The sequence below is a fragment of the Modestobacter sp. VKM Ac-2982 genome (assembly GCF_026967935.1).
Lineage (GTDB): Bacteria > Actinomycetota > Actinomycetes > Mycobacteriales > Geodermatophilaceae > Modestobacter.
Genome location: NZ_JAPVBL010000003.1, coordinates 759,994 through 776,570, shown reverse-complemented (window position 1 = coordinate 776,570; position 16,577 = coordinate 759,994). Strand labels below are relative to the sequence as shown.

Sequence of the window (16,577 nt, the reverse complement as noted above, 5' to 3'; positions counted from 1 at the left end):
CGTCCGGTGATCACCGACTCGACCATGACGGCGCTGCACGCGTCCCTCACCGGACTGCAGCAGCGCCAGCGGGTGACCGCCGACAACATCGCCAACGTCCAGACGCCGGGCTTCCTGGCCGGCCGGGTCGACTTCGAGTCGACCCTGCAGGCCGAGATCGTCAACGGACAGGTCCCGGCGGGCGGCCGGAGTTCCGTCACCCGCTCGATGGACCCGACCCGGACCGACGGCAACAACGTCAACCTGGACACCGAGACGGTCATCGCCACCGAGACCGGGCTGCGCTACCAGCTGTCGATCAGCGCCCTGGACGGCAAGTACGCCCTGCTGCGCTCCGCCCTGCGGACCCAGTGATGGCGGTCTTCGACACCCTCCGCATCGGCGGCTCGTCGTTGTTCGTCCACCGCAAGTGGATGGACGCCGTCGCGGACAACATGGCCAACATCAACACGGTCAACGCACCGGGCGAGGACGCCTTCCAGGAACGGATGATCGTCGCCGAGGCCGTCCAGTACGGCTCCGGCCAGGGCGGCGTGCGCGTCGCCGGCACCGAGCTCGGCAGCGCCGAGGGCCGGATGGTCTACGAGCCGAGCAACCCCCTGGCCGACGACGAGGGCTACGTCCGCTACCCCGACATCGACCTCGGCGACCAGATGACCCAGCTGCTGATGGCCCAGCGTGGCTACCAGGCCAACCTGGCCACCATCAGGAGCGCCACCGAGGCCTACCAGCAGGCCCTCCAGCTCGGGAAGGGCTGACCATGACCTCACCCATCGCAGGCATCTCCATCGGGATGCCGGGCATCACCGACGTCACCGGGGTCGCCGGCGCCGCCAACGCCGCCGCTCCGCGCTCCGTCTCCGGCGACGGCGGGTTCGCCGCCGTCCTCACCGGCTCGATCGACTCGCTGAACGCCGTGCAGGGCAACGCCGACGCCCTCGCGCTGCAGGCCGCCACCGGTGACCTGCAGGACGCCCACGACTACATGATCGCCAGCACTGAGGCCCGGCTCGCCACCGACACCGTGGTGACCCTGAAGAACTCGGCGGTCGCGGCCTTCACCGAGATCATGCGGATGCAGATCTGATGCCCGCCGCGCTCGCCGGACCGATGGACCGGGTCCGCACGCTGCTGGCGACGATCAGCGCCGGCCAGAAGATCGTCATCGGTCTGCTGCTGGCCGGGCTGCTCCTCGGTGGCTTCTTCTTCACCCGGTGGGTCACCGCGCCCACGCTGTCGCCGCTGTTCAGCAACCTGGCCTCCACCGACGCCTCGGCGATCGTCGAGGAGCTCAACGCCCAGGGGGTCGCCTACGAGCTCACCGACGGCGGCCAGACGATCATGGTGGCCAAGGAGAAGGTCTACGACCTGCGCCTGGCGATGAGCGGCCAGGGCCTGCCGGCCGGCGACGAGACCGGCTACTCGCTGCTCGACGAGCAGGGCATCACCACCAGCGAGTTCCAGCAGCAGGTCTCCTACCAGCGTGCGCTGGAGGGCGAGCTCGCCACCACCCTCAAGGCGCTGGACGGCGTCCGGTCGGCCGTGGTGCACGTCGCGCTGCCCAAGGACGACGTCTTCGCCACCGAGGAGGGCAAGCCGACCGCGTCGGTCCTGCTCGACCTCGCCCCTGGCACGAGCCTCGCCGGTGAGCAGGTGCAGGCGGTCACCCACCTGGTCTCCTCCAGCATCGAGAAGATGGACCCGGCCGACGTCACGGTCGCCGACTCCACCGGCGCGGTCCTCTCCGCCGCCGGGGAGGGTGCGTCCTCCGCCGCCGGTGACGCCCAGTCGCAGATGGAGCAGGAGTTCGAGGGGCGGCTGGCGGCGAACGCCCAGCAGATCCTCGACCGGGTCGCCGGTCCCGGCAACGCGGTCGTCTCCGTGCGAGCCGACCTGGACTTCGACCAGCGCGGCACGACGATCGAGAGCTACGACTTCAACGAGGGCACCCCGGCGCTGTCGGAGAGCACCACCATCGAGAACTACGAGGGCAACGGGGCCGCCGTCGGTGGGGTCCTGGGCGCGGAGGACCTCGGGGTCAACGGCAACGGCGAGTCCGCCTACGACAAGGAGACGGCCACCCGGAACAACGCCGTCGACAAGACCGTGGAGACCATCGAGGGAGCGCCCGGTGCCGTCCAGCGGCTGACCGTCTCGGTGGTGATGGACCAGGCCGCGGCCGGCGCGCTGAACCAGGCCCAGGTCCAGGACCTGATCGGCAACGCGGTCGGTCTGGACGTCGCCCGCGGGGACGCCATCACGGTCGCCGCGATGGCCTTCGACCAGACCGCCGCCGAGCGGGCCGCGGCCGACCTGGCGGCCGCCGAGGAGGCGGAGAAGACCGCCCAGATGTGGTCGATGGTCAAGACCGGCGGCATCGCCCTCGGCATCGCCCTCCTGGTGCTCATCGTGTGGCTGCGCTCGCGGCGCAATCGCGAGGAGTACGAGGAGTACGAGGACGAGGAGACCGAGGAGCGCATCCAGGTCGAGAGCGTCCGGGACCCGGCCCTGGACGACCGGACGGCGCTGCTGGAGGCCCAGCAGCGCGAGCGGGTCCGCGGCGAGATCTCGGAGATGGTCAGCGACCGTCCCGACGAGGTCGCCACGATGCTGCGCGGCTGGTTCGCCGACGCCAAGTGAGCACACGGTCCGGGGCCTCCCCCGGCGGGGCAGCCGCCCTGCCGGGTGGGGCCCCGGACTGCCGATGCAGGAGGTGGGCGCCGGTGGCGTCCCGAGGACAAGAGGACTGCCGTGAGCACCGCGAAAGGAGTTGAGCAGTGAGCATCGCCAGCGTCGAACAGCTCGTCGGGGTGCCGGCGACGACGCCGTCCGCGCAGCTCGCCAAGCCCCGCAAGGAGCTGCCGGGCCTGCGCAAGGCCGCGGTGTTCCTGGCCCAGCTGACCAAGGAGGAGGCCGGCGCCGTCCTCGCCCAGCTGCGCCCCTCCGAGGTCGAACAGCTGACCAGCGAGCTCATGGCGCTGCAGCGGGTCGACGGCAGGGACGTCGACGAGGTGCTCGGAGAGTTCCACTCGCTCATGCAGGCCCGCCGCTTCGTCGGCACCGGCGGCATCGAGTTCGCCCGCGAGGTGCTCGCCGCCGGGCTGGGCGAGGAGAAGGCCGACGGCATCCTCTCCCGGCTCAACGTCGTCTACACCGAGCTGCCCTTCGCCTCGCTGCGCAACAGCGACGTCCGGCAGCTGGTCACCTTCCTGAAGGACGAGCACCCGCAGGTCGTGGCCCTGGTGCTGGCACACCTGCCGGCGCCGCAGTCGGCCGAGGTGCTGTCGGGCTTCCCGCCGGACCAGCAGGCCGACGTCGCCTACCGGATCGCGATGATGGACCGCACCGCCCCGGAGATGGTCCGGATGGTCGAGGAGGAGCTCGGCCGCCGGATGGGCTCCCTGCTGGCCTACCAGGACATGGCGACCGTCGGTGGCGTCGAGACGCTGGTGGAGATCATCAACCGCTCCTCCCGGCCCACCGAGCGCTCGATCCTGGAGTGGCTGGAGAGCAGCGACCCGGAGCTCGCCGAGCGGATCCGCTCGCAGATGTTCGTGTTCGAGGACATAGTCACCATCGACGACCGGTCGCTGCAGCTGGTGCTGCGCGACGTCGAGGCCAACGACCTGGCCACCGCGCTCAAGGGCGTGAAGGCCGACGTCCGGGACAAGGTGGTCCGCAACCTCTCCGAGCGCGCCGGGGAGAACCTGCTCGAGGAGATCGAGCTGCTCGGCCCGGTCCGCACCCGGACCGTCGAGGAGGCCCAGGCCAAGATCGTGGCGGTGATCCGCACCCTCGAGGAGCAGGGTGCGCTGACCATCTCGCGGGGCGGTGAGGATGACTTCGTCGCCTGACGGCAGCGGCCGCGAGACCCTGCTGCTGCGCGGGGCGCCGGCGGCCGGCGCCGTCCCCTACCAGCGAGCGCCGCAGGGTGCGCCGGTGTGGGGCCGGCCGTCGGCGGTGCGCCCGGCCGCGCAGGACGCCGCCGCGCCGGCCCCGGCGGCGCCGGTCCCCCCGCCCCGGGCGCCGCGGATGCCCTCCGTCGTCCCCCCGGTCGCCGCCCACCCCACGGCGGCGCACAGCGACCAGGCCGCGACCGCACGGGTCGGACTCCGGCTGGGCGAGGTCTACGCCGAGCAGCTGGCCCGGCTGCGGGAGGAGGCCCGCCGGGAGGGCTGGGCCGCCGGCCACGCCGAGGGCCTCGTCGCCGCCGAGCAGGTCGTCCGCGCCGCCGAGCAGGCCGCCGAGGAGCGGCTCGCCGACGTGCAGGCCCGCTGGGAGCGCCGGCTCGCCTCGGCCACCGCGGCCATGGGCGCCGCCGTCGAGCGGCTGGACGAGACCGCCGCCCCGGCGGTCGACGAGCTGCGGGACAGCATCCTGGACGCCGTCGTCATCCTGGTCGGCGACCTGTTCGGCCGGGAGCTGGCCATGGCGGCGGAGCCCGGCCTGGACGCCCTGCGCCGGGCCCTGACCCTGTGCCCCGACGACGTGCCGGTCGTCGTCCGGCTGCACCCCGACGACCTCGCGGAGGTGCCGGCCGAGGCGCTGGCCCAGCTGCCGGCGTCGGTCACCGTCCGCGGGGACGCCGACGTCGAGCGGGCCGGCGCGCTGGCCGAGGCCGGCACCCAGCGGGTCGACGCCCAGCTGAGCGCGGCGCTGGACCGCGTCCGCGAGGTGCTCCGGTCATGAGGGCGACCGTCGACGCCCTGGACAGGAGCGACCTCATCGACAGGGCGCGTGCGGCCGCCCGCCCCCAGCTCACCGGCATCGTCACCGGCGCGATGGGCCTCACCCTCTCCGTCGAGGGCGTCTCGGCGGCCGTCGGCGACCTGGTCGAGGTCCGCACCGGCCCCCAGCCGCTGCTCGCCGAGGTGGTCGCCGTGCAGCGGGACCGGCTGACCTGCATGCCACTGGGCGACCTCTCCGGCGTCCGCTCCGGCGCCCGGGTGCGGGCCACCGGCATGCCCCTGCAGGTGCCGGTCGGTGAGGCGTTGCTCGGCCGGGTGCTCGACGGGCTCGGCCGGCCGATGGACGGCGGCCCGCCGCTGGGCAGCGCGATCCGGTACGTCGACCTCACCAGCCAGACGCCCAACGCGCTGACCCGGGCCCGGGTGAACCGGCAGCTCACCACCGGCGTCCGGGCCCTGGACACCCTCGTCCCGGTCGGCCGCGGCCAGCGGCTGGGCATCTTCGCCGGGTCCGGCGTCGGCAAGTCGACGCTGATGAGCCAGATCACCCGCGGCACCGACGCCGACGTGCGGGTGATCGGGCTCATCGGTGAGCGTGGCCGGGAGGTCCGCGAGTTCCTCGAGGAGGACCTCGGCCCGGAGGGGATGGCGAACACCGTCGTCGTCGTCGCCACCTCCGACGAGCCACCGCTGGTGCGGCTGAAGGCCGCCTTCGTCGCCACCCGGATCGCCGAGGGCTTCCGCGACCAGGGCCGCGACGTGCTGCTGATGATGGACTCGATCACCCGCACCGCGATGGCCCAGCGTGAGGTCGGGCTCTCCGCCGGCGAGCCACCGGCCACCCGCGGGTACCCGCCGAGCGTCTTCGCGATGATGCCGAAGCTGCTGGAGAAGGCGGGCACGTCCACCACCGGCTCGATCACCGGCCTCTACACCGTGCTGGTGGAGGGCGACGACCACAACGAGCCGATCGCCGACACCGCCCGGTCGATCCTCGACGGCCACGTCGTGCTCACCCGCAAGCTCGCCACCGCCGGGCACTTCCCGGCCATCGACGTGCTGGAGTCGATCTCCCGGGTCGCCACCACCATCGTCCCGTCGCCGCAGATGACCGACGCCCGGGAGGTCCGCCGGATGATGGCCGCACTGCGCGACGTGCGGGAGCTGATCGAGATCGGCGCCTACCAGACCGGCTCGGACCCGCTCGTGGACCGGGCCCGCCGGCTGGTGCCGCAGATCGACGCCTTCCTGCGGCAGGCCGTGGACGACCCGACCTCGACCCCCGAGGCGTTCGCCCGACTGCACGCGATCGCCACCACGGCGTGAACGACCTGCGGTGAAGCAGCCGGCCTTCCGCCTGGAACCGGTGCTGAAGCTCCGCCGGACCGAGGAGCGCGCCGCCGCCCTCGCGTCGGCCCAGGCCGCCCGCGAGGCGACCGAGGCCGCCGAACGCGCCGAGCGGGACGCCGCCGCGCTGACCGAGCGAGCACTGCCCGGGCACCCCACCGGCTCGGCGCTCATCGCCGCGATGGTCGCATCGGCCGCTGCGGCTGCCGATGTGTCTGCTGCACGGGCACTGGCCGTCGCACGCGCCGAGCAGGCCGAACTGGTCCGCGCCCGGTGGACCGCCGCCGCCCAGCGCACCAAGGGCCTCGAACGCCTGCGCGAGCGGCACGTGGCGGCCCTGCAGGAGGCGGCCGACGCCGCCGAGGAACGCGTAGTCGACGACCTGGTCACCCGCCAGCACAGCACCACCAGAGCCCGCGAGGACGAGACGAGCAGGGAGGAGACGACGTGGACGGACTGACCGCGGTGCACAGCCGGATCGGGCAGATCCAGGCGCGCTTCACCCCGCCGGTGACCCAGCAGGCCGCCTGGGCCAGCGCGGCCTCCGCCGCCGGCCTCACCGGCAGCAGTGCGGCGAGCGCGACCGCGGGGAGCACCGCAGCGACCGGCACCGGCGCCGAGGTCGTCGGGGCAGCGACCAAGTACCTCGGCGTCCCCTACAAGTGGGGCGGCACCGACCCGGCGACCGGCCTCGACTGCTCCGGCTTCACCCAGCGGGTCTACGCCGACCTCGGGATCAGCATCCCGCGCACCTCCGCCCAGCAGGCCACCGCCGGCCGGCCGGTCGCCTCCCTGGCCGAGGCCCAGCCCGGCGACCTGGTGTTCTTCGACAACACGTCCTCCCGGCCCGGCATCGACCACGTCGGGCTCTACATCGGCGGCGGCAAGATGATCGCCGCCCCGCAGGCCGGCGACGTGGTCAAGGTGCAGGACGTCGGCAACCCGACCCTGATCCGCCGGGTGCTGCCCGAGGGCGCCAGCACCACCCCCGTCGCCCCTGCGGCCGGCGGCGGCCTCGCCGGGGTGCCCTACGCCGACCTCTTCGCCCAGGCCGGCGCCCGGCACGGCGTCTCCCCCGCACTCCTGGCCGCGGTCGCCAAGACCGAGTCCGGGTTCAACAGCTCCGCCAGGTCGTCCGCGGGCGCCACCGGGCTGATGCAGTTCATGCCCGCCACCGCCAAGGGGCTCGGCGTGGACGCCCTCGACCCCGCGTCCTCGATCGACGGTGCCGCCCGCTACCTGAGCAGCCTGACCAAGCAGTTCGGCTCCACCGAGCTGGCGCTCGCCGCGTACAACGCCGGCCCGGGCACGGTGCAGCGCCACGGCGGCATCCCGCCCTACCCCGAGACCCAGTCCTACGTCCAGAAGGTCACCAGAGCCGCGGAGGCCTACGCATGAGCAGCCCGACCACCCTGCCGGTGATCTCGGCCCCGGCCCGCTCCGGTGCCGCCGGCCACGGCTCGACCGGCCGGACCGCCGCCGGCGACCGCGCACCCGCGTTCGCCAGCGCCCTCGACGACGCCCTCGGCAGCGAGCGCGGCCCCTCCCGCGCCTCCCAGCGGGCCGCCGACCGCGCCACCGAGCGGGCGGCGGACCGGTCCGCCGTCCGGTCCCCGGACCGCGCCGCCGCGGCCGCCGGCCGGCCCGATCGCACCGCCGACGCCCCCGCCGACCGGATCGACCCGTCGGCGGCCGACCCCGCGGAGGAGGCCGCCGACGGCAGCACCGACGCCGCTGCGCCCCCGGTCCCCCTGCAGCCCGGGTTGTGGGCGCTGCTGGCCGCGGCAGCACCCCTGACCGCGGAGAGCACCGCGGGCCTGGGGACGACGGCCGCCGCGGCCGGCCTGATCGGTGCCGTCACCGGCGCCGGGCAGTCCGCCGACGGCTCGGCCGCCCTGGCGGGCCTGCCCGCTGCGGCGGTGACGCCGCCGGCCACCGCAGCCGCCACCCCGGCTCCGGCCACGCCGCTGCCCGCCCCGACCGTGCCCGCCCTGGCCGTCCCCGCCGCCGTCGATGCCACCGCAGCGCTGGCCGAGGCCGCCGGGCTCACCGTCGTCGTCGACCCGGCCGGTGCCCCGGCGGCGCTCCCGGCGACCGGTCCTGTTCCCGCAGGCGCTCCCGGTGCCGACCCGGCGGCCACCACCGACACCGCGGGGACGCCGCTGCTGTTGCCGCCCACCGGCGACGCCACGGACACGGCGGGCACCGGCTCGGGGAGCGCAGGCGACGATCCCGCCCCGGCGGCACCCGGGCCGACGGCCTCGTCCGCCGAGGCCGACGGCGCATTCGGGCTCCCCGGCCCGACGCCGGCTGTCGCTCCGTCCGCCGCGGCGGCCGGGGCTGCGGTGCCGGGCCCGGCGGAGACCCCCGTCGCCGCCCAGCTCGGCCGCCAGCTCGCCGTGCTGCACAACGCCCCGGACGGCAGCCAGACCATGACCGTGGTCCTCACCCCGGACGACCTGGGCCCGGTGTCGGTCCAGGTCACCATCGCCCGCGGCGTGCTCGACGTGACCCTGCACGGTGCGCACGAGGCCGGCCGGCAGGCGCTGCTGGACGCCCTGCCCGACCTGCGCCGCGAGCTCGACAGCGCCGGCCTGACCGCCGGCCGGGTCGAGGTCGGCGCGGACGGCGGCGACGCCGGCACCGGCGCACGGACCGCGCAGCAGCTGTTCGACGCCCAGACCGGTCAGCAGGGCCGCTCCGGCCAACCGGACCAGCAGGGCAGCTCGCGCAGCGACGCGCAGACCACCGACCGCCTCGGCCGCGGCAGTGCCGCCCTGGCCACCGACCAGTCCACGTCAGCCGGCGTGGACGTCCGCGTCTGATCTGGAGACCGTGCGATGACCACCCCGATCACCGGGACCGTCGGTACGCCGACCGCCACCGCGACCACCGCGACCGACCGCTCGGACCAGATGGGCAAGGACACCTTCCTCAAGCTGCTGGTCGCGCAGATGCGCTTCCAGGACCCGAGCAACCCGACCAGCAGCAGCGAGTTCATGGCCCAGACCGCGACCTTCACCCAGGTGGAGAAGCTCGAGGAGATCGCGAAGCAGAACGCCGAGCTGCTCACCCTGCAGCGCTCACTGAGCGCCGGTGCGCTCGTCGGCAAGCACGTGGCCTACACCGCCGACGACGGCACCACCGTCACCGGCGCCGTCTCCTCGGTGATCGTGACCGGCGGCAGCGAGCCGCGGGCGGTGGTCGGCGACAAGGCCGTGCCGCTGGGCCGGATCACCGAGATCACCGTCCCCGAGGTCGACACCCCCGCCACCACCACCAGCTGACCTGGCGTCCCCGCCTCCCCACACCGATCGCGAGGAGCTCCACCGTGCTTCGTTCCATGTTCTCGGCCATCTCCGGCCTGCGCGCCCACCAGACCAAGCTCGACGTCGCCGGCAACAACATCGCCAACGTCAACACCGTCGGCTTCAAGGCCAGCCAGACCGTCTTCGAGGACACCCTCAGCCAGGTGCTGCGCAACGGCTCCGCGCCGAACGGTGACGTCGCCGGCACCAACCCGGCGCAGGTCGGGCTCGGCGTCAAGGTCGCCGGCATCACCACGAACTTCGGCCAGGGCTCGACCCAGAACACCGGCCGGGCCAGCGACTTCATGATCAGCGGCGACGGCTTCTTCGTGACCAAGGTGGGCAACGAGAGCCTCTACACCCGGGCCGGCTCCTTCGACACCGACGGCGTCGGCAACCTGGTGACCCCGGACGGCGCCAAGCTGCAGGGCTGGATGGCCAACGCGCTGGGCGTCGTCGACCCGAACGGCCCGCTCCAGGACCTGCGGATCCCGACCGGCCAGGTGCTCGCCCCGGTCGCCACCACCGGTGCATCGCTGGCCGGCAACCTCTCGGCCGGGGCCACGGACGCCGACACCGCCGTGAGCTCGCAGATCAACATGTACGACGACCTGGGCAATGCCCACCCGGTCAGCGTCACGCTGTCCAAGAGCCCGGTCGTCGCGCCGGCCACCACGTCCAACGAGTGGACGGTGACCTTCGCCGACACCACCACCACACCTGCCACCAACCTGCTGAGCACGACCGTCGAGTTCTCCGACGGCAGTGGCGGCATCCCGGCCGGCACCCTGGTCGACCCCCCGGGGGGTGAGCTGCTGATCCCCGCGCCGACCGGCACGTTCGCGGCCTGGACGAAGCCCGTGACCGTCGACCTGTCCTCGCTCACCCAGTTCGGCGGCAAGAGCGACGCCGCGGCCAAGACGACCGCCCAGAGCGGCTCCGCGATGGGCGTGCTGGAGGGCTACTCGCTGGCCAACGACGGCACGATCGTCGGCATCTACTCCAACGGGCTGCGGCAGAACATCGGGCAGCTGGCACTGGCCACCTTCACCAACCCGGGCGGCCTGGAGAAGGCCGGCAACAGCTCGTACCGGGCCGGCGACAACTCCGGCAACCCGCTGGTCGGGCAGGCCGGCACCGGCGGCCGGGGCAGCCTGTCCGCCGGGGCGCTGGAGATGTCCAACGTCGACCTGGCCGAGGAGTTCACCGGGCTGATCGTCGCCCAGCGTGGCTTCCAGGCCAACAGCCGCGTGATCAGCACCTCCGACGAGATCCTGCAGGACCTGGTCCAGCTCAAGCGCTGATCCCCCTCCCCACCGAGATGGCCATCTCGGTGGGGGGTGAGGCGCTCACCTGCACGGACGGCCCGGTCATCCCGTCGGGGGGCCGGGCCGTTCAGCTCAAGCACCGCCCTCGACACGCCGATGACCTGACTGCGGCGCGATGAGGCCCGTTCGTGGCGACCCCGCCACACCCGACCCCTGGAGCAGTCCGTGATCCGTCTGACGCGCCTCAACGGCGAGCACTTCGTGCTCAACGTCGAGCTCATCCAGCGCGTGGAGGGCCACCCCGACACCGTCGTCACGCTCCGCGACGACACCAAGTACGTCGTCACCGAGACCGTCGACGAGGTGGTCCGCGCGGTCCGTGACTACCGGGCCAGCATCCAGGCGGTGGCCTTCCAGATGGACCGCGGCGAGTACCGGATGCCGACCGCACACACCGTGAAGGGCACCGACGACTCCTCGGTCCTGCCGTTCCCGAGCCGAGAAGAGCGCTGAGCCATGGACCCCGCCACCCTGATCGGGTTCGTCGTCTCCATCATCGCCCTGGTCGTCTTCATGATCCTGGAGGGCGCCGACCCGACCTCGCTGATCTTCCTCCCGGCGATCGTCCTGGTGGTCGTCGCGACCTTCGGCGCGGCGATGGCCAGCCAGACGATGGACGACCTGAAGAAGATGCCCACCTGGTTCAAGATGGCCGTGCTGCCGGCCAAGGTGCCGCCGGCCACGGAGCAGATCCAGACGCTGGTCAGCCTGGCCGAGAAGGCCCGCAAGGAGGGGCTGCTCGCCCTCGAGGCGCAGGTCAAGGACATCGACGACCCGTTCCTCAAGCGCGGGTTGCAGATGAGCATCGACGGAACCGACCCGGAGGACCTGCGCAGCATCCTCGAGGGCGAGATCTCGGCCAAGAAGACCGAGGACAAGGTCGCCGCCAAGTTCATGAACAACATGGGCGGCTACGCGCCGACCATCGGCATCCTCGGCTGCATCGTCGGCCTGATGAACGTGATGGGCAGCCTCAGCAACCCCGAGGCGCTGGGTCCGATGGTCTCCGCGGCGTTCATCGCCACGCTGTGGGGCGTCATGGCAGCCAACTTCTGGTTCCTGCCGATGGGCGCGAAGATCCTGCGGGTCAGCGCGCTGCAGGCCGCGCAGATGGAGCTGCTCGTCGAGGGCATCGCGGAGATCCAGGCGGGCACGAGCCCGCGGACCGTGCGCGCCAAGCTGAGCGCGCTGGTGCCGCCCAGTGAGCAGCAGCGCGAGGCGGCGTGAGCAAGAGCGGCGGGCACGGCGGCCACGGTGGCCGCCGGGCCAAGAAGCACGAGGAGCACGAGGAGCACGAGAACCACGAACGGTGGCTGGTGTCCGGCTTCGACATGATGACGCTGCTGTTCGTGCTCTTCGTGGTGCTCTACGCGATGAGCTCGATCGACCTCGCCAAGTTCACCGCCTTCGCCAACGGCGCGCGACAGGGTGCCGGTGCCCCGGTGACCATCCTGAACGACGGCGCCGCGATCGCCGCGCCGGTCGAGAACGACAGCCCGCTGAAGCCCGTCCAGGTCGCCCAGGAGGCCGCCATCGACGGCACCGCGCAGACCGAGGCGGAGCAGGCAGCGGCAGTGGCCGCCGCCGAGGCGGAGGCCCGGGCCGTCGCCGCCGAGGCAGAGTCGGCCTACGACCAGCTCGCGGCCGCGCGGGCAGCGATCGCCGCAGCGCTGGCCGCCGCGGGCCAGACCGGGGCCGCCCAGTTCATCATCGACGAGCGGGGCCTGGTCGTGCGCGTCGTCTCCGACCCGGTGCTCTTCGCGCCGGAGTCCGCAGCCCTCATGCCGCAGGGCGTCACCGTGCTGAACGCCATGGGGCCGACGATCGAGGACCTGCCCAACCTGGTCCGGGTCGAGGGCCACGCGAACTCCCTGCCGGTCACCCGCGGCGGCCCGTGGCCGTCGAACTGGGAGCTGTCCGCCGTCCGGGCCACCACCGTGCTGCGGCACCTGGTGGACGCCAACGGCGTCGGGCAGGGCCGGATGTCGGCAGTGGGCTACAGCGACACCCGGCCGCTCGTGCCGGACACCGACCCCAGCTACGTGACCGTGAACCGGCGGGTGGACGTCGTCCTCCTGACCATGGCCTCCCCGGAGGCCAACGCACTGCTGCCCGGCCTCGAGGCAGCCACCCAGACCACCGACACCACCCAGGCCACCGGCACGACCTCCGAGGGGAGTCAGGAATGAGCAGGAAGAAGAAGGAAGAGCCCGAGGACTCCGACGACGCCAAGGGCAGCGGCAAGAAGAAGCTGCTGATCATGGCGCTGGTCGCCGTGCTCGCGCTCGGCGCGGCCGCGTACTTCTTCGTCTTCAGCGGCAGCGGCGAGGCCGAGGCCGAGCCCGCGCCGGAGGCCGGCAGCGTCGTGCTGGCGGTGGAACCGGTGGCCATCAACCTGGCCGGCGGGAGCTACCTGAAGCTCGGCTTCACGCTGCAGTTCTCCCTCGCCTACGACGAGCACGCCGGCGGCGGCGGGCACGGCGGCGGCGCCACCCCGGACGGCTCCAAGGCCCTCGACATCGCCATCTCCCAGTTCTCCGGGGCTGCCCTGTCCGACGTGACGAGCAACCGGGAGGCGATGAAGGCCGCCTTCGAGGCAGCGGTCGTCGAGGCCTACCACGGCGACGTCTACGAGCTCTGGTACACGGAGTACGTCACCCAGTAGAAGGACCCCCTCGCCCCCCAGCACTCGCACGCTCGTGCCGGGACCCTGCAAGGGGGCCGTTCCAACACCTCACGGGTGTGCCCGGCTGACGCTCCGCCCCCACCGCCCCCACCGGGGCACACCTGCACCAGCCGGCGCCGAGCACATCGGCGCCGGCTGGTGTCCGGCGGTCAGGGTCACCGCACCCCCCGCCGATGAGGACATGCGTGAGCCTGTCCGACACCGTGGCCGACGCCCCGAGCGCCGCCCCCCGGCACCCTGAGGGGCAGGGGCGCGCCCGGCGCCGGGAACCGCGCACCTACGACTTCCGTCGTCCGACGAAGCTCTCCCGCGAGCACGTCCGGATCCTGCAGATCACCCAGGAGTCCTTCGCCCGCCAGGCGACGACGACCCTGACGTCCCTGCTCCGCACCGGCGTCCGGGTCGAGCTGACCGGCATCGAGCAGTTCTCCTACGACGACTACATCGCCACGCTGCCGCCGTCGTACTTCACGGCGACGTTCACCCTGGAACCGCTGGCCGGCAAGGGCGTGCTCGCCTGGCCGCTGGACTCCGCGATGGCGATGGTCGACCACATGCTCGGCGGGTCCGGCGCCGGCGACCAGCCCAACCGGCCGATGACCGGCATGGAGAGCGCCATCACCGGCCACCTGCTGGCCCGGCTGCTCGACGAGCTCGGCCAGGCATTCGCCCCGGTCACCGCGCTGACGCCGACGCTGGACAGCGTCGAGTACAACCCGCAGCTCGCCCAGGCCGCCTCCGGCTCCGAGACGGTCATGGTGGCGACCTACAGCATGCGGATCGGCGCGCGGGAGCCCGAGGTCACGCTCGTGCTGCCGTTCTCCTCCTTCGCCGGCCCGCTGAACAACGCGGCGTCCCCCCAGCTGTCGGACACCGCGAAGCACAAGCGGCAGCGGGCGCTCGAGGCGATCACCGAGCGGCTCAACGACGTCCCCGTCGACGTGAGCGTGCGGTTCAACCCGCTGGAGGTGCCCTCCGGTGACCTGCTGAGCCTGGCCGTCGGCGACGTGCTGCTGCTGCGCCACGCGCAGGACAGCCCGCTGCAGGTCACCACGAACGACGTGACGTTCGCCCACGCCCTCCCGAGCAACCACCGGCGCCGCCTGGCGGCCGAGATCGTCCCCGACACCGCGTCCGGCGGAAAGGACCCCGCATGACCACCGCCTTCGGCACCGACCGCTCGTCGGACTCCGACACCATCGCCGCAGCCGTCGCTGCTGCGGCCCAGGCCGCAGCAGCCGCCATGCCCGCCGAACTCGTCCTCCGGGCCGGGGAGACGGTCTCCGACCCCGAGTCGGTCCCGCTCCCCCCGACCCCCGGCGCGGCCGTCACCGCCGCACTGGGCGGCGAGGTCAGCGGCGACATCGTGCTGGTGCTCTCCGAGGAGATCGTCAGCGCGCTGACCAACTCCCCGGTCGGCCCGATGGACGTCGCCACCGCGCTGCGCCCCGCGCTCGAGGCCGCCGCCGGCGCCCTCGGCCGGGTCCGGGTCGCCGCCGAGCGGGTCGAGGACGTCGTCGCGGCGCTCGACGGGCTGCGGGACAAGGGCGTCTTCCTCGCGGTGCCTCTGATCAACGGCACCGAGATCGCCGCCACCCTGGCCCTGCAGGTCACCCTGCCCCGCCCGCGGGAGCGGCGCGGCAGCCTGGACCTGCTGCGCAACGTGGCCATGGAGGTCACCGTCGAGATCGGCCGGACCCGGATGACCGTGTCCGAGCTGCTCTCCCTCCACCCCGGCGAGGTCATCGAGCTCGACCGCGCCGCGGGCGCCCCGGCCGACCTGCTGGTCAACGGCACCCTGATCGCCCGCGGCGAGATCGTCGTCGTCGACGAGGACTTCGGCCTGCGGATCAGCGAGATCGTGACCGACGCCGGCGAGTACGGGGCTCCGCCCGCATGAGCTGGATGATCGTCCGCCTGGTGCTCTCGCTGGCGTTCATCGCCGCGGTCCTGCTCTTCGCCAGCAAGGTCGCGAAGAAGCGCGGGCTCGGCGGCGCCACCGGCGTCATCGAGGTCGTCGCCCGCCAGCGCATGGGCCGCGCCAGCAGCGTCTCGGTGCTGCGGGTCGCCGGCCGGGTGCTGGTGGTCGGCTCGACCGAGGAGCAGGTCACCCTGCTGGCCGAGCTGGAGGACGACGAACTGCAGGCCGCACTGGCCACCCAGGCCCGCCCCGGGGTCACCGGCGCGACCACCGAGCTGCCCGCCGCCCGGGTGCCGGTGCCCCGTGCGAGCAGCCGCGCCCTGGCCGGCTCGGTGCTCGACCGCAGCACGTGGACGACGGTCGTGCACGAGCTGCGCGAGCGGACGGTGCGCCGCTGATGACCGCCGTCCCCGTCCAGCTGCCGGCGCCGCCACCGACGTCCGGCCCCGCCCGCCGCCGTGCGGCCTGGCTGTTGCCGTTGCTGCTGCTGGGCACGGTCCTGCTGATGCTCCTGCTGGCCGGCCCGGCCTCGGCCGCCCCCACCGCGCCGGTCCCGCCGTCCGAGCCGGTCGCCCCGGTGGTGGACGACGGCGGCCTGGACATCTCCATCGGCGGGGACAGCCCGAGCACCGCGGTGACGTTGATCCTGGCGATCACCGTGCTGTCGATCGCACCGTCGGCCCTGCTGCTGGTCACCTCGTTCACCAAGATCCTCGTGGTGCTGGCGCTGACCCGGAACGCGCTCGGCCTGCCCACCTCACCGCCGAACCAGGTGCTCACCGGGATCGCGCTGTTCCTGACCATCTTCGTGATGGGCCCCGTGCTCAGCGAGATCAACGAGGTCGCCGTCCAGCCCTACCTGGACGGCACCATGAACGCCTCGGCGGCCTACGACTCCGGCGTCGAGCCGCTGAAGACCTTCCTGCTGGCCAACACCAGGGACGACGAGCTCAAGCTGATGGTCGGGCTGTCCCGGGAGGAGGCACCGGCGGACGCGGCGTCGGTGAGCATGCTGACCCTGGTCCCGGCGTTCGTGCTCTCCGAGCTCAAGAGCGCCTTCATCATCGGCCTGGTCGTCTTCATCCCGTTCCTGGTGCTGGACATGCTGGTCAGCGCCGCGCTGATGGCGATGGGCATGATGATGGTGCCCCCGACGATCGTCTCCCTGCCCTTCAAGCTGATGCTCTTCGTCATCGTCGACGGCTGGGCGCTCGTCACCACCGCGTTGGTGGGGTCCTACGGATGAGCCGCGTGACGACGTGCGAGCGAGCATCGCAGGGAGCGCCAGCGACCGAGGAG

The 16,577-nt window shown here is 73.1% G+C and carries 20 protein-coding genes; all 20 read left to right on the top strand.

Annotated elements, in window-relative coordinates; all coding sequences use genetic code 11:
* The first annotated feature begins 24 nt into the window (after window positions 1-24).
* The 20 genes from O2W20_RS14335 (at window position 25) to fliP (ending at window position 16,524) form a co-directional block, all read left to right on the top strand.
* Window positions 25-354 carry a flagellar basal body rod protein FlgB gene (locus O2W20_RS14335; RefSeq protein ID WP_269171957.1) on the top strand — a complete coding sequence of 110 codons (330 nt, stop codon included), beginning with the start codon at window positions 25-27 and terminating at the stop codon, window positions 352-354.
* Window positions 354-758: a flagellar basal body rod protein FlgC gene (locus O2W20_RS14330; RefSeq protein WP_269171958.1), complete on the top strand. Its 405-nt coding sequence runs from the start codon at window positions 354-356 to the stop codon at window positions 756-758. Before O2W20_RS14335 ends, O2W20_RS14330 begins: the two co-directional genes overlap by 1 nt.
* A 2-nt stretch (window positions 759-760) precedes the next feature.
* Window positions 761-1,087 carry a flagellar hook-basal body complex protein FliE gene (gene fliE / locus O2W20_RS14325; RefSeq protein ID WP_269160015.1) on the top strand — a complete coding sequence of 109 codons (327 nt, stop codon included), beginning with the start codon at window positions 761-763 and terminating at the stop codon, window positions 1,085-1,087.
* Window positions 1,087-2,640, top strand: a complete 1,554-nt coding sequence (gene fliF, locus O2W20_RS14320; RefSeq protein ID WP_269171959.1) for a flagellar basal-body MS-ring/collar protein FliF — start codon at window positions 1,087-1,089, stop codon at window positions 2,638-2,640. The genes fliE and fliF overlap by 1 nt, the downstream gene beginning before the upstream one ends.
* Before the next feature lie 137 nt (window positions 2,641-2,777).
* Window positions 2,778-3,854, top strand: coding sequence for a flagellar motor switch protein FliG (gene fliG, locus O2W20_RS14315; protein ID WP_269171960.1), 1,077 nt, complete (start codon window positions 2,778-2,780; stop codon window positions 3,852-3,854).
* Window positions 3,838-4,689 (top strand): FliH/SctL family protein, encoded by an 852-nt coding sequence (locus O2W20_RS14310; protein ID WP_269171961.1) that lies wholly within the window; start codon window positions 3,838-3,840, stop codon window positions 4,687-4,689. The genes fliG and O2W20_RS14310 overlap by 17 nt, the downstream gene beginning before the upstream one ends.
* Entirely contained in the window at window positions 4,686-6,014 is a 1,329-nt protein-coding gene (locus O2W20_RS14305) for a FliI/YscN family ATPase (protein WP_269171962.1), read from the top strand. The genes O2W20_RS14310 and O2W20_RS14305 overlap by 4 nt, the downstream gene beginning before the upstream one ends.
* Before the next feature lie 10 nt (window positions 6,015-6,024).
* Window positions 6,025-6,495: a flagellar export protein FliJ gene (locus O2W20_RS14300; protein ID WP_269171963.1), complete on the top strand. Its 471-nt coding sequence runs from the start codon at window positions 6,025-6,027 to the stop codon at window positions 6,493-6,495.
* Complete coding sequence (locus tag O2W20_RS14295; RefSeq protein ID WP_269171964.1) at window positions 6,483-7,433, top strand: transglycosylase SLT domain-containing protein; 951 nt, start codon at window positions 6,483-6,485, stop codon at window positions 7,431-7,433. The genes O2W20_RS14300 and O2W20_RS14295 overlap by 13 nt, the downstream gene beginning before the upstream one ends.
* Complete coding sequence (locus O2W20_RS14290; RefSeq protein ID WP_269171965.1) at window positions 7,430-8,860, top strand: flagellar hook-length control protein FliK; 1,431 nt, start codon at window positions 7,430-7,432, stop codon at window positions 8,858-8,860. The genes O2W20_RS14295 and O2W20_RS14290 overlap by 4 nt, the downstream gene beginning before the upstream one ends.
* Before the next feature lie 15 nt (window positions 8,861-8,875).
* Window positions 8,876-9,322 carry a flagellar hook assembly protein FlgD gene (locus O2W20_RS14285; RefSeq protein ID WP_269171966.1) on the top strand — a complete coding sequence of 149 codons (447 nt, stop codon included), beginning with the start codon at window positions 8,876-8,878 and terminating at the stop codon, window positions 9,320-9,322.
* Between the two features lie 44 nt (window positions 9,323-9,366).
* Window positions 9,367-10,647, top strand: coding sequence for a flagellar hook protein FlgE (locus O2W20_RS14280; RefSeq protein ID WP_269171967.1), 1,281 nt, complete (start codon window positions 9,367-9,369; stop codon window positions 10,645-10,647).
* A 189-nt stretch (window positions 10,648-10,836) separates the two neighbouring features.
* Complete coding sequence (locus tag O2W20_RS14275) at window positions 10,837-11,124, top strand: flagellar FlbD family protein (RefSeq protein ID WP_269171968.1); 288 nt, start codon at window positions 10,837-10,839, stop codon at window positions 11,122-11,124.
* 3 nt (window positions 11,125-11,127) lie between these two features.
* Window positions 11,128-11,898 (top strand): motility protein A, encoded by a 771-nt coding sequence (locus tag O2W20_RS14270; RefSeq protein ID WP_269171969.1) that lies wholly within the window; start codon window positions 11,128-11,130, stop codon window positions 11,896-11,898.
* Window positions 11,895-12,860, top strand: coding sequence for an OmpA/MotB family protein (locus tag O2W20_RS14265; protein ID WP_269171970.1), 966 nt, complete (start codon window positions 11,895-11,897; stop codon window positions 12,858-12,860). The genes O2W20_RS14270 and O2W20_RS14265 overlap by 4 nt, the downstream gene beginning before the upstream one ends.
* Complete coding sequence (locus O2W20_RS14260) at window positions 12,857-13,336, top strand: flagellar basal body-associated FliL family protein (protein WP_269171971.1); 480 nt, start codon at window positions 12,857-12,859, stop codon at window positions 13,334-13,336. Before O2W20_RS14265 ends, O2W20_RS14260 begins: the two co-directional genes overlap by 4 nt.
* Before the next feature lie 206 nt (window positions 13,337-13,542).
* Window positions 13,543-14,514, top strand: coding sequence for a flagellar motor switch protein FliM (locus O2W20_RS14255; protein ID WP_269171972.1), 972 nt, complete (start codon window positions 13,543-13,545; stop codon window positions 14,512-14,514).
* A complete protein-coding gene (gene fliN / locus O2W20_RS14250) occupies window positions 14,511-15,257 on the top strand; it encodes a flagellar motor switch protein FliN (RefSeq protein WP_269171973.1) in 747 nt (248 codons plus the stop codon). Before O2W20_RS14255 ends, fliN begins: the two co-directional genes overlap by 4 nt.
* On the top strand, window positions 15,254-15,676 hold the full coding sequence (locus O2W20_RS14245; protein ID WP_269171974.1) for a FliO/MopB family protein: 423 nt from the start codon (window positions 15,254-15,256) through the stop codon (window positions 15,674-15,676). Before fliN ends, O2W20_RS14245 begins: the two co-directional genes overlap by 4 nt.
* Complete coding sequence (gene fliP, locus O2W20_RS14240) at window positions 15,676-16,524, top strand: flagellar type III secretion system pore protein FliP (RefSeq protein ID WP_269171975.1); 849 nt, start codon at window positions 15,676-15,678, stop codon at window positions 16,522-16,524. The genes O2W20_RS14245 and fliP overlap by 1 nt, the downstream gene beginning before the upstream one ends.
* Window positions 16,525-16,577: the final 53 nt, after the last annotated feature.